The 19,779-nt window shown below is 70.6% G+C and carries 18 protein-coding genes and 1 pseudogene; 5 read left to right on the top strand and 14 right to left on the bottom strand.

All coding sequences use genetic code 11. The features are described from left to right. Window positions 1-265 precede the first annotated feature (265 nt). Window positions 266-940 (top strand): DUF6891 domain-containing protein, encoded by a 675-nt coding sequence (locus ACIBJE_RS26975; RefSeq protein WP_396753032.1) that lies wholly within the window; start codon window positions 266-268, stop codon window positions 938-940. Between the two features lie 110 nt (window positions 941-1,050). Here the strand turns inward: ACIBJE_RS26975 and ACIBJE_RS26970 are convergent, their stop codons facing one another. The 7 genes from ACIBJE_RS26970 to ACIBJE_RS26940 all read right to left on the bottom strand — a co-directional run bounded on the left by ACIBJE_RS26970 (window position 1,051) and on the right by ACIBJE_RS26940 (window position 9,678). Continuing rightward, complete coding sequence (locus tag ACIBJE_RS26970) at window positions 1,051-2,031, bottom strand: helix-turn-helix domain-containing protein (protein ID WP_396753030.1); 981 nt, start codon at window positions 2,029-2,031, stop codon at window positions 1,051-1,053. Window positions 2,032-2,113: 82 nt separating this feature from the next. After that, on the bottom strand, window positions 2,114-3,868 hold the full coding sequence (locus ACIBJE_RS26965; RefSeq protein ID WP_396753028.1) for a substrate-binding domain-containing protein: 1,755 nt from the start codon (window positions 3,866-3,868) through the stop codon (window positions 2,114-2,116). Window positions 3,869-4,119: 251 nt separating this feature from the next. Further along, on the bottom strand, window positions 4,120-6,417 hold the full coding sequence (locus ACIBJE_RS26960; protein ID WP_396753026.1) for an FtsX-like permease family protein: 2,298 nt from the start codon (window positions 6,415-6,417) through the stop codon (window positions 4,120-4,122). Beyond that, window positions 6,414-7,109: an ABC transporter ATP-binding protein gene (locus ACIBJE_RS26955; protein ID WP_396753024.1), complete on the bottom strand. Its 696-nt coding sequence runs from the start codon at window positions 7,107-7,109 to the stop codon at window positions 6,414-6,416. Before ACIBJE_RS26955 ends, ACIBJE_RS26960 begins: the two co-directional genes overlap by 4 nt. Then, on the bottom strand, window positions 7,106-7,636 hold the full coding sequence (locus ACIBJE_RS26950; RefSeq protein WP_396753022.1) for a PadR family transcriptional regulator: 531 nt from the start codon (window positions 7,634-7,636) through the stop codon (window positions 7,106-7,108). The genes ACIBJE_RS26955 and ACIBJE_RS26950 overlap by 4 nt, the downstream gene beginning before the upstream one ends. A 141-nt stretch (window positions 7,637-7,777) precedes the next feature. After that, a complete protein-coding gene (locus ACIBJE_RS26945) occupies window positions 7,778-8,119 on the bottom strand; it encodes an ArsR/SmtB family transcription factor (RefSeq protein WP_396753020.1) in 342 nt (113 codons plus the stop codon). Between the two features lie 200 nt (window positions 8,120-8,319). Beyond that, window positions 8,320-9,678, bottom strand: a complete 1,359-nt coding sequence (locus ACIBJE_RS26940) for a hypothetical protein (RefSeq protein ID WP_396753018.1) — start codon at window positions 9,676-9,678, stop codon at window positions 8,320-8,322. 763 nt (window positions 9,679-10,441) lie between these two features. Between ACIBJE_RS26940 and ACIBJE_RS26935 the strand changes: the two genes are divergently transcribed. Further along, a complete protein-coding gene (locus ACIBJE_RS26935; protein ID WP_396753017.1) occupies window positions 10,442-10,900 on the top strand; it encodes a hypothetical protein in 459 nt (152 codons plus the stop codon). A 711-nt stretch (window positions 10,901-11,611) separates the two neighbouring features. On the opposite strand, the gene ACIBJE_RS26930 is transcribed toward ACIBJE_RS26935, so the two are convergent. From ACIBJE_RS26930 to ACIBJE_RS26910, 5 genes and pseudogenes are all read right to left on the bottom strand, one after another. Further along, a complete protein-coding gene (locus ACIBJE_RS26930; protein ID WP_396753015.1) occupies window positions 11,612-12,133 on the bottom strand; it encodes an ankyrin repeat domain-containing protein in 522 nt (173 codons plus the stop codon). Between the two features lie 42 nt (window positions 12,134-12,175). Beyond that, window positions 12,176-12,565, bottom strand: a pseudogene (locus tag ACIBJE_RS26925) (potassium transporter Kup); the annotation flags it as partial. 34 nt (window positions 12,566-12,599) lie between these two features. Further along, the gene (locus tag ACIBJE_RS26920) at window positions 12,600-13,283 is read right to left on the bottom strand and encodes a TetR/AcrR family transcriptional regulator (RefSeq protein ID WP_396753013.1); all 684 of its coding nucleotides are present in this window, start codon (window positions 13,281-13,283) and stop codon (window positions 12,600-12,602) included. A 59-nt stretch (window positions 13,284-13,342) separates the two neighbouring features. After that, complete coding sequence (locus ACIBJE_RS26915) at window positions 13,343-14,941, bottom strand: long-chain-fatty-acid--CoA ligase (protein ID WP_396753011.1); 1,599 nt, start codon at window positions 14,939-14,941, stop codon at window positions 13,343-13,345. Between the two features lie 15 nt (window positions 14,942-14,956). After that, window positions 14,957-15,814, bottom strand: coding sequence for an alpha/beta hydrolase (locus ACIBJE_RS26910; protein ID WP_396753009.1), 858 nt, complete (start codon window positions 15,812-15,814; stop codon window positions 14,957-14,959). A 62-nt stretch (window positions 15,815-15,876) separates the two neighbouring features. Between ACIBJE_RS26910 and ACIBJE_RS26905 the strand changes: the two genes are divergently transcribed. Then, on the top strand, window positions 15,877-16,884 hold the full coding sequence (locus ACIBJE_RS26905) for an alpha/beta hydrolase family esterase (RefSeq protein ID WP_396753007.1): 1,008 nt from the start codon (window positions 15,877-15,879) through the stop codon (window positions 16,882-16,884). A 154-nt stretch (window positions 16,885-17,038) separates the two neighbouring features. Here ACIBJE_RS26905 and ACIBJE_RS26900 read toward each other — a convergent pair whose 3' ends face one another. Beyond that, window positions 17,039-17,782 carry a PP2C family protein-serine/threonine phosphatase gene (locus tag ACIBJE_RS26900; protein WP_396753074.1) on the bottom strand — a complete coding sequence of 248 codons (744 nt, stop codon included), beginning with the start codon at window positions 17,780-17,782 and terminating at the stop codon, window positions 17,039-17,041. Window positions 17,783-17,862: 80 nt separating this feature from the next. Here ACIBJE_RS26900 and ACIBJE_RS26895 point away from each other — a divergent pair, with 80 nt between their 5' ends. Together ACIBJE_RS26895 and ACIBJE_RS26890 are read left to right on the top strand one after the other, a co-directional pair. Then, window positions 17,863-18,042 carry a hypothetical protein gene (locus ACIBJE_RS26895; RefSeq protein ID WP_396753005.1) on the top strand — a complete coding sequence of 60 codons (180 nt, stop codon included), beginning with the start codon at window positions 17,863-17,865 and terminating at the stop codon, window positions 18,040-18,042. Window positions 18,043-18,090: 48 nt separating this feature from the next. Further along, the gene (locus ACIBJE_RS26890) at window positions 18,091-19,080 is read left to right on the top strand and encodes a BtrH N-terminal domain-containing protein (protein WP_396753004.1); all 990 of its coding nucleotides are present in this window, start codon (window positions 18,091-18,093) and stop codon (window positions 19,078-19,080) included. Between the two features lie 62 nt (window positions 19,081-19,142). On the opposite strand, the gene ACIBJE_RS26885 is transcribed toward ACIBJE_RS26890, so the two are convergent. Beyond that, complete coding sequence (locus ACIBJE_RS26885) at window positions 19,143-19,553, bottom strand: VOC family protein (protein ID WP_396753002.1); 411 nt, start codon at window positions 19,551-19,553, stop codon at window positions 19,143-19,145. Window positions 19,554-19,779 lie beyond the last annotated feature (226 nt).

Below are 19,779 nucleotides of genomic sequence, written 5' to 3'. Positions count from 1 at the left end.
GACTCTTCAGGGGTGAGCGTTGGCGCAGGAAGGCGGGTGTGCCTGGTTCGGCCGGGCGCACCCGTCTTCCTGCGGTCCATCCGCACGTCCGTACCTGCTTCGAGCCCGCGTCCGGATCCTGGCGGTGCGCCGGATCGCTTGCGTACCACCGTGCCCGTGGCGTCCACGAGGTGCTTCCGCGCACGTCGGTGCGGTGCGGCTGGTGGTGGCCGTGCGCGGGCCATGGTCACTCAGGATGTCGTAGGTTGCTGCAAAGATCGTCGCCGTGACTGGATGGATCTACAACGATCGCCCTGAGGGCGTCAGGTTCCTGGCCGAGCGGATCGCGGAGCCGGGCCGTGGGGAGATCGAGGACGAGATCTGGGGCTGGGTCGTGCGTGGCGAGGACGACGCCGACGAGTTCGTGGATTTCCTTGACGAGGACGACCAGCGCCATGGCGCCACCGACGAGGAGCTCAGGGCGGCGTACGAGAGGGCACTGGCTGCCCGGCGGGAGCAGCAGCGTGGGTGGGGTGAGGTGCGGAGCAACCTCACCCGCGCCTTCCTCGACCTCCACGAGCTCGGCGTGTTGGCCAGGGAGAACTTCACCTGCTGTGGCACCTGCGCGAACGCCGAGATCCACGACGAGCGGGACGACTCCCGGCACTGGCACGGGTACCTCTGGTACCACCAGCAGGACACGGAGTCGCTGGTCGGGAGCGAGGACGGCGAGGTCTACCTCGGCTACGGCGTCTATCCGCCGGCGGACTTCGACGAGGTCGCCTACGCCGCGCTGCCGGAGGCCGAACAGCAGGCCCGCTACCAGGCCGACCTGGAACGGCTCCTGGACGAGGTCGCTTTTCCGGTGCTCCGGAGGTACGGCATGCGGGTGGAGTGGAACCGCAAGCAGTCCAAGCGGATCCGGGTCACCGGCGCGCAGTGGTATGCGCCGTTGACCTGAGCGGGCGGTCCGAAGAACTGACCGTCCGAACCGCCCGCTCAGAGCCGACTTCCTGAGACGAGGCTGCCCGACGTATCCGTACCTGTCGTCGCCGCCGGGTGCACGGGTGTTCAGTCTCCGTGCACGGTCGGGCGCTGCTGGCGAAACTCGGTGGGCGATTGGCCGTAACGGGCGCGGAACGCCTGGCTGAAATACGCGGCGCTGGTGAATCCCCACCGGGCGGCGATCGAGTTGATCGTGCGGGCGGCGAGCCGGGGTTCGGCGAGGTCGCGTCGGCACCGCTCGAGGCGCTGTTCGCGGATCCAGCCGGCGACGGTGTGCTCCTCCTGCTGGAACAGCTTGTGGAGGTAGCGCACGGAGATGTGGTGCGCTGCGGCGATCACGTTCGGGGTCAGGTCCGGGTTGCCGAGATGGTCGCGGATGAACGCGTGGATGCGGCCGGTCAGCGCCCGCTGGCGCGTGTCCGCGGGGACGACCTTCTGGGTGTCCAGCGCGTCGGCCAGTGCCGTGATCAGCACGTCGAGCGTCAGGGTGGCCAGACGCGCGGTCTCGGCCGGGGTCAGTTCGTCCATCTGGTCGGCGAGCTGCAGCAGGAAACGCGACGACAACGCGCCGATGCCGCGGGTGCCGGAGATGCGGACGGCGCTCAGTTCACGCAGTTCCCGGGTAGGAAACGGCAGCAGAGCCCGGGGAAAACGCAGGAGCAGCATCCGGCTCGTCGAATCGTCCGGCCGGAGCTCGGCCACGTACGGACGCGAGGTGTCGTAGAGCACGAGATCCCCGGCGCCGAACTCCGCGCGCCTGCCGTCCTGCGTCAGCGTGCCGCTGCCACTGACCATGCAGCTCACTTTGAACACTTCCGGGTCGGCCTGCCGGATCAGCCGGGGCGTGCGGCGCACCGAGTGCGCCATCGTCGTCATCAGGGTCGCCTGCATCGGGCCGAACTCGCTGATGCCGACCCGCGCCTCGAATCCGGCTTCCGTCTGCCGTTCCCGGGCCAGGTCGTACGGCACCCAGAGCTTCGCGCTGACCTCGCGCCAGAAGGCGAACCGGTCGCCCGGCGAGACGTCGGCAGTGCTGACAACGTCCATCGATCAACCATAGTGACCGACGCGGGTGAACCCATCCGATTAGACCCGTCCAGCGGATGACGCGTCACCGCAGTCAGCGGCGCTAGAAGCTACTGACCAGCTTGACGAAGGCGTCGTCGATCTTCGCCGGGTCGCGGGCGTCGAACGCCTTGCCTGCGGACGCCTTGGCGATCTGGTCCAGCGTGTCGAAGTCGGACTTCTCGTCGAAGGCGATGCAGAAGATCTTGATCGGTCGGTCCGGGTCCAACGCGACATCCTGGAGCAGCCGGGCGAGATTGCTGTCCTTGTTGTACTCGTTCTTGCCGTCGGTCAGGACGACCACCGCGTTGATCCGGGACTGGTCATAGTTCTCGAGCATGTGCCGGTGCGCCGCCCGCACGGTGGCGTACAGCGCGGTGCCACCCTCGACGTGGAGGCTGTCGATCTCCTTGGTGAGCGCCTTCTGGTCGAACGCCGACAGCCGGACCTCCTCGCTGTACGGCGACCTCGGCCGCTGTCTCGTCTCCGACGAGAACGACCAGAGGGCGACCTGGTCCTCGGAGTTCAGGAGACCGAAGCCCTTGGCGGCGGCCCCGGTCGCCACCTGGAACCTGGTCCGGTCACCGATCTTCGCGTTCATGGAACCGGACGTGTCGACGGCCAGCAGGATGTTCGCCTTCTTGCGCAGCGTGCCCCAGCCGGCGAGGATCGACTTGACCACGGTGGGCTCCGGCGGTTCGAAGTAGGTGAGGTCCTGGGCCCCGCGCCCGCCGACGGAGGCGGTCAGCGGCTCGGACGCCTTCTGCTCGTGGTCGCGGAACCCGTGCCGGCTGAGGCTCTGCTGCTGCGGCGGCTCCCGGAGGAACGTCAGGAAGTCGGCAGCGGCGTCACGTTGCTCCGGGCTGGCCGAGGGAAGCACCACGTACGGGTGGTCGAGGTTGAACGTGCCCTCCTTCGGATATATCGCGACCAGCGGGACCCTCGGCTTCTTGCCCCGGGTCGGGCTCAGTTCCCCTTCGTTGTACTGGTAGACCAACTCCTCCTGCGTCACCACCGCGCTCATGTCCGTCGGGGCCGCCGTGCCGGACAGGTCCGCCTCGGCGCGGTCCTTCAGCAGATCCACGATGTCGTCGCTGTAGTGGGACACATTGGCCTCGATGCGGCGGACGAACTGGGCCACCGCCGGATTCGCGAGGTCATGTTCGGTGAGATCGCTGGCCCGGTTGATGGCCGCGTAGTACGACGCGATCGTGGCCGCCAGGCCCGAGGTGGACTGGTGCGGGTTGACCTTGCCGAAGGTGAACCGCCCCCACTCGGGGCGACCGAAGGCGGCCCAGCCCGTGCGCCCCGACGAGCCCAGGATCTCGCCCCAGCCGAGGGGACCCTGCTGTTGGATCAGCTCACCCTTCGGCTGCGGCATGGCGATGACCAGCGGGCTGTTCGCGATCGACGGGTACTGGCCGGGGGTCTGCGCGGGACGTCCGGCGGCCTCGTCGAGCAACGTCAACTGCCCGGTCCACAGGCTGGACGTCGGCAACCACACCTGTGGTCGTGGCAGGCCGGGCTGCTTGACCTCCCACTCGCCGGCCAGCGCGTCCGTCGCCGCACCGGAGGCGAGCCCGTGCACCGTCACGACGACGCACCCGCCACCGACCCGGCGATCGCTCTTGTTGTAGCGTTCCGCCAGCTCGCCGAGGAGCACGTCCTTCTCGATCGACGAGCTGACCTCCAACGGCGTGCACTCGACGTCCGCCGCCGGCCGGGCGATCACGTAGGCCGCCGTGATGACCGCGAACCCGGCCACGATGGCCGCGGTGTACGGCAACCACGGCCGGGCAGTCGATCGACCTGAAACCATCTCGTTCCTCCAGGGTGTCGGCTGACGGCGTCGATACCAGCCATCAGCCATCAGCCCGGCCGCAGGTGCGGATCGACCGGATCGTATCCCGCGGATCTGGGTCCGAACCGGATCAATGGTGTCACGGCCCCGCCAGCGAGAAAGCTACTCGCCTTTCGGCGTGTCGTGGCGTCTCGCCGTCCGACGGGAGGGCGGCGGGCCCGGCGTCCGGGCGGCACCGCCCCGTGCGTCGGCGCCGTCCGGTCCGCGACCTACTCGGCGCGCAGCCCCTCGGCCCTGGTCAGCCGCCAGAGCAGCGGCAGGGTGGCGGCCGTGACGGCCAGCACCATCACCGCGGCCGTGCCGGCGACCCCGGCGATCGCCACCCAGTCGAACGCGATGGGCTCGTCGACCACGGCGAGCAGGATCGCGGCCAGGGCGCTACCGGTGGCGACGGCCAGGGAGAGCCCCAGCAGCACCGGGATCGCCACCTGGTAGAGCACCGATCCGGAGAGGGTCCGACGGCGGGTGCCGAACGCGGCGAGCACCGCCAGCAGCCGCCGCCGCTCCCGGAGCTGTTCCAGGACGTTGACCAGCATGCTCGCGCCGATGAGCAGCAGCAGGGCGACCGCGCCGGCCCGCAGCGCCCGTTCGATCATGGCGAACACGCTGTCGTGGTACGGGTCGTCGAAGTCCAGCAGGTGAGCGAACGGGTCGATCCGGTGCACGGTGTTGCGGAGGTGCTCGATCGCCTCCGGCTCGGCGGGATCCAGTCCCACCAGGAACGTGTACGGCTCGTGCGCGGCGTCGAAGGCTTCCGGGGTGACCAGGATGTCGGTGCTGAGGAGCTGGTCGTACTGCTCGACACCGCGCATGCCGGCCGGCACGGTCCACCGGGACTCCACGCCCTCGTCCTGGAACGTCAACGTCGTTCCGGGGGCGATCGCCGGCCGCTCCCGCCCGGTGGTGACGAAGACGTCGCCGTCGGCGCACGCCGGCAGGTCGGCATAGTGTCGCAACGCGTCGCAGTCGGCGATCCGCACGCTGACCGGATCTGGCGAGTCCGGGTCGGTGCGCAGATGGGTGACGGCGCTGACGGCGTCCACCCCGGGGGTGTCGGCGAGGACCGAGGCGACGCGTCCCGCCGGCCACCCCGCCGGCTGACCGTAGAAGGCGACGGAGGCCTGGAACCGGTCGGTGTCACCGTGCCTGCCGGCGAAGGCCGTCTGCGTCGAGCCGAGCAGGCCCTGGACGGCGATGATGCCGGCCACCGAGACCGCGATGCCGGCGACCGCCCGTACCGCGGTGTCGCTGTCGAGCTGCAGCCGGCGTACCGCGAGTTCCCATGCGACGCCCCCGCCACCGAGCCGACGGACGACCACCTGGACCAGCCAGGGCAGCAGCAGCACGACGCCGACCAGCAGGAGGGCCACCCCGAGGGTGATCCGCGCCTCGAGCAGGGCGCCGCCGTTCTCCGGCAGCCCGCCGAGCAGCGGGAGGAGCAGGAGCAGGCCGGCCGCCGGGGGGAGGAGCCGCCACCAGAGCCGGCGGCGCCGCTCACCGCCGCGCCGGACCACGCCGAGCGGCTCGATCATCACCCGCTTCAGCGCGGAGAGGGTGACCAGGACGGCGGCGGTGGGCACGGCCAGCGCGACCAGCGCGACCAGCGCGGGCACCGGACGCAGGTCGGCGGGGAAGAAGTCGTACCCGGACGGGAGGAGGTCGCCGACCAGGTGGCGGGACGCGAGGAAGATGAGCGCGCCGACGACCATCCCCAGCACGGTGCCGGCCAGGGTCTCCCCGGCGGCGATCCGGCGGGTCGTGGCGCCGTCCGCGCCGACCAGGCGGATCGCGGCCAGTTGGCGGTCGCGGGTCTCGCTGCCGAACCGGACCGCGGTCGTCACGAAGATCATGACCGGCAGCAGCAGGACCACCAGCCCGAGGATGGCCAGCACCAGCAGCACCGGCGGCAGGCCCCCGGGCTCTCCGAAGTCCTGCCCGCCGAACCTGTCGATCCGGGAAACGCCGAAGGAGTCGGCATCGAGATGGTCGGCGCCCTGGTAGAAGAGGTGGTCGCCCGGGCCGGCGAGTCCCTCCGGCGCGATGGTGCCGACCACCCGGGCGTCCCACCGCTCGCGCAGCAGGCCGGCGTCCGGGGAGTCCAGCAGCTCGGCGAGGGCCGGTGAGACCACCATCTCCCCGGGGGCGGGGTGCCGATCCAGGCCGGGTGGCACCGGCGCCCGGTCCCCCTCCGGTTGGAGGAGGCGACCGTCGATCCGGATCGCCCCCCACTGGGAGGGGACGTCGCCGTGGAGCAGGGTGTCCGGGCCGGGTGCCGCCACCCGGGGGCCCGGCTCCCGCGCGTCGCTCCGGTCGGAGCGGGCGGCGCCGACGGTGGGCATGGCGGTGGCGGCCAGCAGCATCGCCACCCCCAACCCCACCCCGGCGGCGATCATGGCGAGCCGGGCCCAGCCGGACCGGCCGCCGGCCACGCTCAGCCGCACCCCGAGCGCCAGGTCGTCGATCCACGCCGTCGGGCCGCGACGCCCGGGCGTGCCGGCGGCGCTCACCGCGCGTACTCCGGGTCGCGGACCCGGCCGTCGCGGACCACGGCCTCCCGATCGGAGTACGCCGCCACCCGCGCCTCGTGGGTGACCAGCACGACCGCCGTGCCGGTCTCACGGGCGGCCGTGACGAGGAGCTGCATCACCCGCTCACCGTTGAGCGAGTCGAGGGCGCCGGTCGGCTCGTCGGCGAAGACCACCTTGGGGTTGGTGACCAGCGCACGGGCCACCGCGACCCGCTGGCCCTGGCCGCCGGAGGCCTGGCCGGGCCGCTTCGACGCCACGTCGGCGACTTCGAGGCGGGCGAGCAGGTCGGTCGCCCGTCGGTGCGCCTCCCGCCGGCCGACGCCGGTCAGCCGCAGCGGCAGCGCCACGTTCTCCAGGCAGGTCAGTTCGGGCACGAGCTGCCCGAACTGGAAGACGAACCCGAACTCGGTACGGCGCAGCGCGCTGCGCCGTACGTCCGACATCGCGGAGACGTCCTGGCCGGCGTAGGTCACCCGACCGGAGTCCGGGGCGACGATCCCGGCCAGGCAGTGCAGCAGGGTGGACTTGCCGGAGCCGGAGGGGCCCATCAGGGCCAGCACCTCGCCGGCGTGCACCTGCAGCGAGGCACCGTCCAGAGCTGTGGTGGCGCCGAAGGTCTTGGCCAGGTTGTCGGCCACCAGCAACGGCGTGTTGGTGCTCGGGGTGGTCATCGGGTCTCCTTCCGCACCTGGGCGCGGAGCTGGTCCAGCCGGGCGGCGGTCAGCTCCAGCCAACGCAGGTCGGCCTCCAGGTGGAACAGGGCGTGGTCGCAGACGAGTTGGTCGGCGAAGTCGCCGGTGAGCTTGCGGTTGGTCAGTTCCCGCATGTGCTTGAGGTGCGCGGCGCGCTGGACGTCGAGCAGGTCGGTCGCGTCCCGGTCGGTGAGCAACGCCAGGACGACCTTGGTGTAGAGCTTGCTCTGCAGGTAGACCTCGGGCTGTTCCGGTTGCGCGAGCCAGCGTTCCACGTCGGTGATGCCGGCGGCGGTGATCGCGTACCGCTTGCGGTCCGGGCCGTCGCCGGGCTCCGACTCGACCTCGACGAGGCCGTTCCTGAGCAGCCGGGCCAGTGTCGAGTAGACCTGGCCGTAGTGCAGCGACCGGCCGTGGCCGAACTGGTCGTCGTAGGAGCGCTTCAGGTCGTAACCGTGTCGGGGGCCGTGTTCCAGCAGGCCCAGCAAAGCAAAGCCAACAGACATGGGAGCGACTATACACACCGGCTATACACGGAGTGTCTACCCAGGTGGGAGCCTTCTGGTTTGGTCCGTGTCCGTGTGCGGCCGATCAGTGGCAGGCTGCGGGGCCGAGGCCGGTGTGAGGGGCGGTGGCGTCGCCGCGCGTCAGCGGGTCTTCCGCGTCGATCGCTTGCGCGGCGGGGTCAGGAGGTCCGCGACCGTGGCGATCGCGCTGGGCACCAGCCGGTAGTACGCCCAGACACCGCGCTTCTCCCGTTCCAGCAAGCCGGCCTCGGTGAGGATGCGCAGGTGGTGACTGACCGTGGGCTGCGAGAGCCCGAGCGGCGCGGTCAGGTCGGTCACGGACGCCTCGCCCTCGGGGTTCGACTGGATCAGGCTGAGCAGCCGCAGCCGGGCGGGGTCCGCGAAGGCCTTCAGGACCCCCGCGAGTCGCTCGGCGTCGGCACGTTCGATCGGCTCGCCCGCGAGCGGCGAGATTTGCGGCATAGTAGCTCCAGTCGACACATCTCCCACATATGCCATTCTGCCACCGGCAGCATCCATCCATCGGCATATCGGCGATGCGCGATGTCCGGTGTTGACTGCGGATCTTGTCTGCGTGCAGCGCCTAGAGCAGCGGGCGGGCCCGGTCCTTCACCGCCGTGGACGGGGGTGCCAGGACCGGGCCCTGTGGTGCGATCGCCGGGTCAGCCGTTGCCGCGGTCGTGGGGAACGGTGACGGTGACGGTGCAGCCGAGCGGACGGCCGATCTCGTCATGGCCGGCGTAGGTCAGGTGGTAGACCCGGTCGCCGCCGTTGCCGGGGCGACTTGCGCGGAGCCGCCCGGCGAAGTCCGGCGTTCCGTCGACGAAGCCCTCGACATCCTGGGCCGCACCGCCGGTGACCCCGGTCAGGGTGAGCGCGTTCGGGCCGAGCACGCCGTCGGGCAGATCCGCCGTCACGGTGACGTCGACCATGCGGTGGTTCGGGGGCCAGAGCACCGGTCGGTCCACCACGCAGTCCACCGTACGGGTGGGCGGCGGTTCGGCCAGGTTGGCCACCGCATGGCCGATGGTCGCGGTGAGTCGCCCACCCGCCTCGTAGTACATGTGCACGGTGCGGCCGTCGAAGTAGAAGGTGGGTGCGGCCGAGCGGCCCAGGTCCGGCGCACCAGTCATCGAGTCGTGCACCATGCCGAGGTGGTTCTCCTGGTCGAAGTCCTCACCGACGTCGACGGCGTGCATGTTGCCGTCGGCCGCGTGGAAGATCACCAGGTTGCGGTTCTCCCAGCGCAGGAAGAACGGGCCCGAGGCGTTGGGGCCCTGGATGCCCTGGGGTGTCACGATCGGCTCCGGCTGGATCGTCCACGTCCGCGCGTCGTGCGACACCGCCCAACGGATCCGGCGCGACACGGGTCCGGTCGGTCCGGGCAGCGCCGCCGTGGGGTTGTCCATGAACACCATCAGGTAACGCGTACCCAGCCGGGGTACGGACTGTTCGAAGACCCGGGCGTAGGAGGTCTCGCCACCGGTGGTGGCGTCCCGGCTGACCGCGGTGCCGCCGTAGTTGAAGTGGATGCCGTCGTCGGAGGTGGCGTACCGGGTGATGGAGTTCTCGCCGTGGTAGTAGAGGAAGAGTTTCTGCTCGCCCTCGACCCAGATCGCGTGCGGCGAGGAGACGTGGCTGACTGTCGAGTAGTGCGGTAGCCAGATGTTGCTGATCAGCGGGTTGGCGGCGTACTCGGTCCAGGGGCCGTTGATCGAATCGGCGTAGGCCAGGGCGATGCCACCCGGGCGCTCGTGGGGGGCGTAGTACAGGTAGTAGGTGCCGAGGGGGTTCGGGAAGTAGTCGGCGGCTCGGATGATGCTCGGGAAGATGAACTCGTTGGTCGGGTTGTAGTCGAGGGTGCTCTTGTCGAAGGCGGTCCCGACGTAGCTGAACTGCGGGAAGGCGAAGGCTGGGTCGGCGGCGGCCGGCGGGGCACCGGTGAGGGCGGTGACCAGCAGCCCGGCGCCGGCCGCTGCTGCGGCGGCGCGGCGGCGCGGTACGAGGGATGTTCGCGTCATGCGTCTTCCTTTCAGGGGCGGGATCGGACGCTGGGCGGTACCGGGACGGGCGGTACCGGGGGGCGGGCGTCGATGGGGGAACGCGGACATGGTTCGGTCGTCGGCCCACGGATGCCGCGATGCGATGACGGGCAGAGCTCAATGTGACAGTCCGTGATGCATCGGCAGGGCGTGAGTTGGCTGCGAATGACTCGGAACGGCTTGCTAATACGTATTACTAACGACGTTTCTCGAATCTTGCTGGGCGGGGAGTGCTCTGTCAAGGGGTTGCGACTGAAGCGTCCCCCATGCCGGGACTGCGGCACGCCGCCTGGGCGGCCACGGTCGAGGGCGGTCGCTAATCCGCATTAGTTCAGGGAGTTCATCGACCTGAAATCTTGCGTCATCCTCTTGACATCGACCGGGTCGGCCCGCGAAGCTCGCATCCGGCCCTGGGTGTGATGCGCATCAGGGGCAGCGGGAGGATTTCACCGTGCTCTGCATTCCGGCGCGTCACTCAACGTGACGAGGCGTGGTTGGCGGACGTCAGCCAGGCGATCGTGTCGTTGGTGCTCGACAGCCACGCGACGCCGACGCGTGAGTCGCCCCCCGAGACCCGGGACGGTTGCTGCCGGCGATCGCCGAGCCCGGACACGCCACCGAGCCGGCACGAACAGGTCGACAGCACAGACCGGACGGGCCTGTCGCACCCAGAGTGCGGTTACGGGTGCGTGCAGTCGGATCGGAGACAGTGTCGACCGGGTGGTCTCCATACCGTGCCGACATGACTGACAACAAGCCGACAGCCGGAGGGCAGGGCTGGTCGTTCCGGCTCGGCGCGGACGAGGCAGGTCGGGTCGCTCGCGCCTTGCAGGAGTACGAAGCCGCCCACCCCGGGGAGCCGGTTCCCGTGGAGGACGTGATCCGGAAGATCACCCGTCGGGAACCCACCCGGTCGGACGTGCCGCCTCCGAAAGTGGACCCGGCGGCGGTCGGGCCTTCCTGGGAGGTGGGGCCGTTCAAGGTGGGACTCATGCCGTCCGCGCAGCTCGCCGGTCTGGAGTTCACCGCCGACGACGGCCGGGTCCAGGTGGCGGTGTTGACGTTGAAGGAGCTGACGGCGTTGGGTCCTCTGTTCGAGCACGCCACGGAGCACCTGGCGAGGGGCGGGAGCCGGAGCGTCGACGTGGCGGCGGCATGCCGGGACCTGATCGGGCGTGACCCGTTCGAGAACGCCGGGTAGCCGCTGCGGCTCGGCGTCGTCGACGCGTGCGGCCAGGGACGCACCAGTCTCCCGGGGGTGATCACCGCAAACCGGCCGAATTGGCCGAAGCGGTCCCGCAACAGCAGGTCAGCGCACTACCGTGAATCCGCATCGGCAGCTGCCGGGAGGCGGGACATTGACGCACGAGGTGGTGGAACTCCGGGTGCACGGCGTCTCCGGGGCCACCGCCGAGACACTGCTGGACCACCCGGTCGTGATCCGGGTGGCCGGCGACGACAATGCCGGCTTCTACCGGCCCCGCCCCGGGTTCGGACCGGACGGGCCGTCGGCCGGGCTGCGGACCGAGGCGTACCGCTGGGGTCCGCTGACCGCGGGGGCCGCCGTACGAACCCCCTGTCACTGCTGTTCCTGTTGCCGTTCATGCTGGTCAACCTCGCCGTGTGGACGCGACCGGCGACCGGCGGGGCGGGTGGGATCATCGGGCCGCTGTGCCGGCTGCTCGCTGCCACCCTGACCGCCGCGTTCGTCCTCTCCGTGGTGGGGGCGACCGTCGACATCGTCGGGTGGCAGTGCGTTCCCTACCGCCCCTGCACTCATGGCCGTGGCTACCTGTCCTGGCTGGGTGAGCTGCCCCTCGGTCCGCGCCTGGCCCTGCTCGCGCCCCCCGTTGGACGCGGGAACCACCAGCCGATCGCCGTGACGGTCCTGCCCAACGCCTCCGCCGACCCTCTAACGGTGCTTCCGGCCCGGCGCACCGGGCGTTGTGCCTGGTGCGGAGGACGTCGTGCGGACCGCGCCACCAGACGACGTGACCCCGAGGGACATGGCCGCGGCGGGGGAGTGGGCGCCAGCAGCGAGGAGCAGGTCGACTGTCGGCGAGTGGTCCCCTCGCCGCGCCCAGTCCAGTGGCGAGTAGCCGCTCCCTCCGTCTTCGCGAAGGTTCGGGTCCGCGTCGTGGGCGAGAAGTTCCCGTACGACGTCGGTGTGTCCCCAGGCCGCGGCGGCGCACAGGGGCGTTCCCTCCCGGCCGTGGCCGCTCTCGGTGTCCGGCGCGGCGCCGGCCTCCAGAAGAAGCCGCACGAGGTGGACCGCGCCGTGCACTGATGCCTGGTACAGCGGGGTCGTGCCCTCGCGGTCGGCCGCGTCGGGGTCCGCTCCGAGGCGCAAGAGGGCGCCGGTCATCGCCGCGTCCTCGCGTAGCACCGCCTCCATCAGGCGCTTGGTGAGTTTCTTTCGCTGCCGGGTGTTCACGGCCCCCAGGGTAGGCACGTGCTGCGTTCGGCGGACGCCCTGTCACACCTCGATGCGGGATCTGATGATCACCGTGCGGTTGCGTGGCAGGCCGAAGTGCTCGGCGGCGTCGGCGGTGAGGTAGGACGTGGCGATGAACAGCCGCTTGCGCCAGAACGCCATCGTCGGCAGGTGACCCGGCCGGAGTTCGACCTTCGACAGGAAGTACGACGCCTCGTCCAGCCGCATCCGGCCCTCGGTGGCGGCCGGGTCGACCTTCCGGAGCACCTCGGGCACGTTCGGGGCCTCCATGTAGCCGAAACGGGCGGTGACGTGGATGATCCCGTCGTCGGCGTAGCCGAGATCGTCGACGACGATGTGCTGGTCGGCGGGGATGCGGGGCACCGGTTCGGTCAGGATCGACAGAATCAGCAGGTGTTCGTGGCGTACGTGGTTGTGCTCGACGTCGGCTACCGGGGTTGCCGGATCAGCGCAGCATGTTGCGGGCGAGAGTGGCGTACTGGTCGGCGAGGTCGTCGACGGTGATGCCCAGGGCCGGGGTCCACCATTCGGCGACCCGGATGCCCATGGCTCCGATGGCGGCGACGGCGATCAGGGGGTCGACGTCGGCGCCGAATGCGCCGAGCTGCCGGCCGCGGTTGATGACGTCCAGGATCAGCCGTTCGGATTCCAGGCGGACGGCGGCGATCTCGTCGCGGGCCGCGCCGTCGAGTGTGCCGAGTTCACGGTTGGCGACCCGGGCCAGCAGCGGGTACTCGGCGTGTATGCGGACGTGGGCCCGGGTGATCGCGGCCAGCTGGTCGCCGGGGTCGGATCCGCAGCCGAGGAGGGCCTGGCGCAGCCGGTCGCGGTGTTCGATGTGCCCGAGGCGCAGCAGGTCCGCCAGCAGGTCGGCCTTTGACGGCACGTGGGCGTAGATCGAGCTCGCGTGGATGCCGACGCCCGCGGCCAGATCGCGCACCGAGACGGCGTGGTAGCCCCGGGCGGCGAACTGCCGTAGCGCCTCCTCCTGGATGCGGCGACGGGTGCCGCCTGCGGTCGCGCGGGGCGGCAGCGGATCGGTCGCGTTCTGGGCCGGTGGGCTGGAGGCGACGATCTCGGTCAGCAGCCGGGCGGTGTCGGCGGCTGCGGCCGGACGCTTGCGTGTCACGCCTCCTGCTCCTTCACACCGTGCTCGATGAGCCTGCCACCACCCTGGCACACGGGTCGTCAGGCGGGAAATCTGGCCCGCAGCTCCTTCTTGTCGAACTTGCCGACGCTGGTCCGGGGGATCCGGTCGAGGAACTCGACACGGTCGGGCAGCTGCCACCGGGCGAAGCCGTGGGCTGTCAGGTGCTCGTGGAGCTGGTCCAGGGTCGGCGTCGCGGTGTCGCCGGGGACGACACAGGCGAGCGGACGCTCCAGCCACTTGGGGTCGGGGATCGCGATCACGGCCGCCTCGACGACGTCGGGGTGTGCCATCAGCGCCGCCTCCATGTCGACCGAGGAGATCCACTCGCCGCCGGACTTGATCAGATCCTTCGTGCGGTCGGCGATGCGGAAGTAGCCGCCGGGCGAGCCGACCGCGACGTCGCCGGTGTGGAACCAGCCGCCGGTGAACTGCTCGGCGCCGTCGCCGTGCAGGTAGCCGTCGGCCACAAATGGACCACGGACGTGGAGGTCGCCGAGTTGCTCGCCGTCCCAGGCGACCTCGGCACCCGCACCGTCGCGGATGGACAACTCGATCGTGGGCACCGGGATGCCCGCCTGGGACGCGGCCTGTTCGACGAACTCCTCGTCCGGCAGGCTCCGCAGGTGGTGCTTCGGCCAGGCGACGCTGGCCAGCGGCGAGGTCTCGGTCATGCCCCACGCCTGGAGGATGGGAATGCCGAAGTCCCTGCGGTAGCGGGCGATCAGCGAACGGGGCGGCTGCGCCCCGCCGGAGACGATGTGCCGCAGATCGGGCAGGGGCCGGGGCCCGTGCAGATGCGCGGCGACGTCGATCCAGATCGTCGGTACGCCGGCCGCCACGGTCACCCGCTCGTCGCGCAACAGGCCGACGACGCGCTGGGCGGTGAACGGTCCGGCCGCGAAGACCTGCTTGGCGCCGACCATGGTGGCGGCGTACGGGACACCCCAGGCGTTGCCGTGGAACATCGGCACGACCGGCAGCACGCAGTCGCTGGGGCCGAAGGCGAACCCGGCTCCGGACGTGACCCCGAGCGCGTGCAGAACCGTGGACCGGTGCGTGTACACGACGCCCTTGGGGTGCCCGGTCGTCCCCGACGTGTGGCAGATCCCCAGCGGCCGGCTCTCGGCCCACGGCGTACGCGGATAGGAGGAGGGCTGAGCCGAGACGAGCGGTTCGTACGCCACCAGGCCGGGGAGGTCGGCCTCGGGGGTGTGGTCGTCGAGCACGATGACGTGGGTGACGTCGCGCAGCCCGCCGAGGGCGCGGGCCTGTTCGAGCAGCGGGACGAGGTCGGGGTCGACGAGGATGGCGACGTCGCCGCCGTGGTCGATGACCGCGGCCAACTCGGTCGGGGAGAGCCGCAGGTTGAGGGTGTGCAGCACCCGCCCGCTGCCCGGCACGCCGAAGTACGCCTCCAGGTGTCGGAACCCGTTCCAGGCCAGCGAACCGACGACCGCGTCCTCGGCGAGGCCGAGACTGTCGAGCGCGTGCATCAGCTGCTGGGCCCGGGAGGCGAACCGGCCGTAGGTGTGACGGTGACGGGAGCCGTCGGGGCGGCTGGTGACGATCTCGACGTCGAAGTAGTGCCGCCGGGCGGAGGCGAACAGCGTCCAGATGTTGAGCGGAAGGTCCATCATGGCCGACCGGTCACCTCATCTGCCGCACTGCTCGGCGAACGCGACCAGAGCGTCGGCGCAGATGGTCGCACCGTGGTCCGCCAGCGCGATGGTGTAGTGCGTGGTACGTGCGACCCGCTGGTGCGCGAACCGGGTCACGGCGCCGCCTTCCGCCTGCACGACCGCGTCGGGGTAGAGCGGCGGCTGACCCGGGTAGAAACCCTCCTCGGTGGTCAGCATCGTCACGGGTGCCGTGATCGCCGCCAGGCGCCCGCGCAGAAGGTCGGCGTCGAGGGTGTCCAGGTAGTCCGCGCGGATCGCCGCCTCGGAAGCCCTCGGCCTGAGGTGCGGTGCGGTGCCGCCGAGGTCGTAGTCCAGGTACGCGTGGACCCAGGGCCCCCACACGTCGGCCGGGAACGCCGACAACGGCCGCCAGTAGTCGTAGTACGCCTCCCGGCTCGGGAACTCCTGCCGCAGCCGGGCCAGTTGTGGACCCAGCACGACGTCCAGCAGCGCGGCCAGGTCGACGCCGGGTGGGGCCGGGAGCGGCAGCCCGCCGTCGACCATCATGACGCCCGCGACCCGGTCCGGGTGCTCGGCCGCAAGGGCGGCCGCGACGAACGCGCCCATCGAGTGCCCGATGACGACGCAGTCGTCAAGCCCGAACGCCGCCATCGCCACGGCGACGTCGCGGGCGTGCTGACTCATGCCGTAGGGGCCCTCCGGCTTGTCGCTGCCGCCGCGGCCCCGCAGGTCCAGTGCCAGCAGCGGACGCCGCCCGGCCAGCCGTGCCCCGGCCAGAACCCGAACGCCAGCTCCACGGCCTCCCCGGCGACCCGCCCCTGCGCTTCCCGGTTCGTCACCACGCCCATCGCACCCTCCCCAGTTCCCCACGAACGACCGTTTGGAAGCCGTCAGTCTCGGGTTCGCCGTGCCCCTTCGTCAATACCTTGACATTGCCGACGCTGCACCTCATCGTTCCAAACAAACGACCGTTTGGAAGGGGTTCAATGATGATGTTCAACCCTGGTCGATGGCTTCGGGCGCTGGCCGCCGGTCTCATCCTGGTCGCGGGGGCCCTCGTCGCCGCGCCGCCCGCCCAGGCGGCGACGGGAAGGTTCTTCTACGGCACCTATGTCTCGATCTACGGCACCAGGGACTACCACGGCTACGTGCCCTCGACCTACCGGCCCGGCACGCCGATCCCGCTCGTCGTGGCGCTGCACGGCTGCACCGAGAACGACGTCGGTTTCGACGTTCTCACCGGCTGGAGTGCACGCGCGGAGCAGAAGGGCTTCGCCGTCGTGATGCCGGATCAGAACAACCTGGTCAACCCGGCCGGCTGCTGGAACTGGATGCTGCCGACGAACCAGCATCGCGGCCTCGGCGAGCCGGCGATCATCGCCGGCATCACCAACCGCGTCGCGAGCCAGTACGGCGCCGACCGCCGCCGCGTCTACGTCACCGGCGTCTCGGCGGGCGGGGTGATGGCCAACATCATGGCCGTCTCCTACCCCGACGTCTATGCTGCCGCGAGCATCGTCGCGGGCTGCGAGTACCTGTGCGACATCCTGCAGAACACGACGCCGCAGCAGTCCGGCCGGGCGGCGCTGCAGGAGATGGGCAGCCGTGCCCGCAAGGTGCCGGTCGTCGTCTTCCAGGGCACCAGCGACATCGTCGTACCGCCGTCGACGGCGTACCGGGTCGCGGGACAGTGGACCACCGTCGCCGGAGCCGACGCCACGCCCGACGGAACCGTCAACGGCCAGGTGCCCAGCGGGCGCAGCTACACCCTGCTGCGCTACCACGACAACGCCGGCCGGGCGATCGTCGACCAATACATGATCAACGGGGCCGGGCACAAATACCCGGGCGGCTGCCCGTGCAGCCTCTACGGCGACCCGGCCGGGCCCGACGCCACCGGCCTCACCTGGGACTACTTCGCCGCCCACCCCATGCCGTAGCTCGGCGGGGGTGCACGGTGGGAGGACGGCCGGGGAGGGCGAGGAGTTCGCCCACGTCCTCGGCCGGACCACGGGCCTGGCGGTGTCCGTGGCCGACGAGGGCCACGTGACGGTTGAGGGCGGTAACGGGGCAGTCCCCAGCAGCACCCCGGGTTCAGTGCACGCTGACCACGGCGGCCGTGGCGTTGTCGTGACCGCCGGCGCGCAGCGAGTCGGCGAGCAGCGTCTCGACGCCGTCCGCGCGCCGCGGCAGGACCTCGGCGAGCCGCTCGTACGGCACCTGTTCGGCGAGGCCGTCGGTACAGAGCAGGTACACGTCGCCGGGGCGCAGGGTCACGTTGAGTACGTCGGCCTCCGGCAGTTCGGGGTGCCCGACGAATCGCATCAGCCGGTACCGGGCGGCGTGCGCCTCGCGGGAGTCGAACGGATACCAGCCGTTGATCGCGCCGAGCCAGGCCATCGTGTGGTCGACGGTGAGCAGTTCGAGCTGACCGCCCCGCAGCCGGTACGCCCGGGAGTCGCCGATCTGGACGAGCCAGGCGGTGTCGGTGTCGGCGACGAACGCCGTGAGCGTGCAGCCGGTCAGCTCGCCGAGCCGGCGGCCGGCATCGCGGACCCGACGCTGCGCCTCGGCGACGGCGGCGTGCAGCGCCTGCGGAGCCGGCCTGGCCAGGTCGACGAAAGAGTCGACGGCGGTCCGGCCGGCGACCCGGCTGCCCTCGCCGCCACCCATGCCGTCGGCGACGACGACCAGCGGCCGGGCGTCGTCGACGTGCAGCACGTCGAAGTTGGCCGGGTAACGGTTACCGACGACGCTGCCTCCGGCCAGCACCAGACGGCGACCGCCGAGCATCAGCTCATGGCGACGGATCTTGATCCTTTCGATGCCGGCGAGCATAACAATCACCGGGCGACCACTCGCGGGTCGCTGCGGGCCCACTTGTCCGGGCGGCGCAGGTCGGGTTCTACCCTGGCGCGGTGTCGTACGTCGACCTGACCTCCGAACAGCGCAACGGCATGCGGACCGCTCTCGTACCCGGCGGGCGGCCGACGCCCGGTTACGACGCAGCCCGATTCCGGCCTGCTCCGGACCAGTGCGCCAGCTACGCCGGAAGCGCCGACGAGGTCCTGACCCGGCCCGTCATCGATCCGAGCTGAGGCGCGTCGACGTACGGCCCGTCCCGAACCAGCAGACCAGGAGATCAGATGATCATCGAGAACGTGGCGTTCCCCGCCGGTCGGCACTGCGAGACCACCACGCTCGGTGCCCTGCTGCGCCACGAGGGCGTCGACCTGTCCGAGCCCATGTTGTTCGGCCTCGGTGAAGGTCTGGGCTTCGTCTACTGGGATGCCAAGAGCATGGACTTCCCGTTCCTCGGCGGCCGTACCAAGCCGACCACGATCACCCGGACCGTGGCCGACCGGCTGGGCCTGACGCTGCACGTCCAGGAGACCGCCTCGCCCCGTAGGGCCTGGCAGCACGTCGCCGCCGCGCTCACCGCCGGACGCCCGGTCGGCCTGCAACTGGACTCCTACCACCTGGACTACTTCACCACGAAAGTCCATTTCGGGGGCCACTTCGTCGCGATGTACGGCTACGACGACACCCACGCCCACCTGATCGACACCGCCCAGCAGGGCGGTGCCGTGACGACCACACTGACGAGCCTGGAACAGGCCCGCAACGAACGCGGACCGATGACCGCCCGCAACCTCTCGTACACCATCGCCAGCCCCACCGGGCGGCCCGACCTGGGCGACGCCGTCCGGACGGCCATCCGCAACAACGCACACGCCTTCCTCAACCCACCCATCGCCAACCTCGGCCACCGCGGCATCGACAAGGCGGCCCGACAGGTGGCGCGGTGGCTCGACCGCTCAGACGACCCGTCCCGTGACCTCCCGCTGGCCGCCGCGCTGATGGAACGCGGCGGAACCGGCGGCGCCCTGTTCCGCAACATGTACCGCGACTTCCTCGCCGAATGCGCCACGATCGTCGTCGACGACGACGTACGCCTCGGTCACCAGCGGTACGCCGAAATCGCCCCGCTGTGGACCGAGGTCTCCCACCACATCACGGCCGCCGGTGAAACGGGCGAGCAGCACCACCTGACCCGCGCCTCGGCGATCCTCACCGAACTCGCCGCCAGGGAACGCCACGCCATGCAGGTCCTGGCCGGCATCCACACCGACTGACCACCTCGTCGGTCTCCTGGTGGTGGCGGCGACGGAGTGACCACGGCCTGGTGGCGAACGGGTCACTGGGGTTGGGTCACGTTGACCATCCACGGGATGCCGAACCTGTCGATGCACGAGCCGTACAGGTCGCCCCACATCTGCTTCTCGAACGGCATGGTGACGGTGCCGCCGTCGGACAGCTTCCCCCATGCCTCCTCAAGGCCCTCACCGGGGTCGCCGCTGAGGCTGCACGTGATGGTGTCGCCCGGGTTGTACGGCATGCCGGGAGCGGTGTCGGACGCCATCAGGACGTAGCCCCGATCGGTGGTGAGCATCGCGTGCATCACCTTGTCGGCGATGGCAGGGTCGGGCGGGCCGTACTCGCCGAACGTGCTGATCCGCAGTTGGCCGCCGAACACCGACTGGTAGAACTCCATGGCCTCGCGAGCGTTGCCGTCGAACGTGAGGTACGGGTTGAGACGGGACGTCATCACCGGGCTCCCTTGGCTGAATGACCGGGTCACCTCAGACGCTAAGCCCATTCACCGACAAAGCAGGCCTACCGGACGATCGACACCCCGACCAGGGGAACAACATTGCGCCGTTCCGGGAACAGAATCACCCGAGAGGAGGCGCGGTGTGGCGGTGAAGCAGTCCAGGTCGTCGTGAGTGGCCCTGTCCCGCCGGGCGGCCATGCGTTGGGATTGACCTGCTCCC

Origin of the sequence: Micromonospora sp. NPDC050187 (genome assembly GCF_044459745.1) — a bacterium.
GTDB lineage: Bacteria > Actinomycetota > Actinomycetes > Mycobacteriales > Micromonosporaceae > Micromonospora.
This window is presented reverse-complemented; position numbering and strand designations above follow the sequence as displayed.

Coding starts and splice junctions, on each gene's coding strand:
- ACIBJE_RS26970 (WP_396753030.1), bottom strand. CDS start 2,031: ATGGACGTTGTCAGCACTGCCGACGTCTCGCCGGGCGACCGGTTCGCC.
- ACIBJE_RS26965 (WP_396753028.1), bottom strand. CDS start 3,868: ATGGTTTCAGGTCGATCGACTGCCCGGCCGTGGTTGCCGTACACCGCG.
- ACIBJE_RS26955 (WP_396753024.1), bottom strand. CDS start 7,109: ATGACCACCCCGAGCACCAACACGCCGTTGCTGGTGGCCGACAACCTG.
- ACIBJE_RS26950 (WP_396753022.1), bottom strand. CDS start 7,636: ATGTCTGTTGGCTTTGCTTTGCTGGGCCTGCTGGAACACGGCCCCCGA.
- ACIBJE_RS26945 (WP_396753020.1), bottom strand. CDS start 8,119: ATGCCGCAAATCTCGCCGCTCGCGGGCGAGCCGATCGAACGTGCCGAC.
- ACIBJE_RS26940 (WP_396753018.1), bottom strand. CDS start 9,678: ATGACGCGAACATCCCTCGTACCGCGCCGCCGCGCCGCCGCAGCAGCG.
- ACIBJE_RS26935 (WP_396753017.1), top strand. CDS start 10,442: ATGACTGACAACAAGCCGACAGCCGGAGGGCAGGGCTGGTCGTTCCGG.
- ACIBJE_RS26915 (WP_396753011.1), bottom strand. CDS start 14,941: ATGATGGACCTTCCGCTCAACATCTGGACGCTGTTCGCCTCCGCCCGG.
- ACIBJE_RS26900 (WP_396753074.1), bottom strand. CDS start 17,782: ATGCTCGCCGGCATCGAAAGGATCAAGATCCGTCGCCATGAGCTGATG.
- ACIBJE_RS26890 (WP_396753004.1), top strand. CDS start 18,091: ATGATCATCGAGAACGTGGCGTTCCCCGCCGGTCGGCACTGCGAGACC.
- ACIBJE_RS26885 (WP_396753002.1), bottom strand. CDS start 19,553: ATGACGTCCCGTCTCAACCCGTACCTCACGTTCGACGGCAACGCTCGC.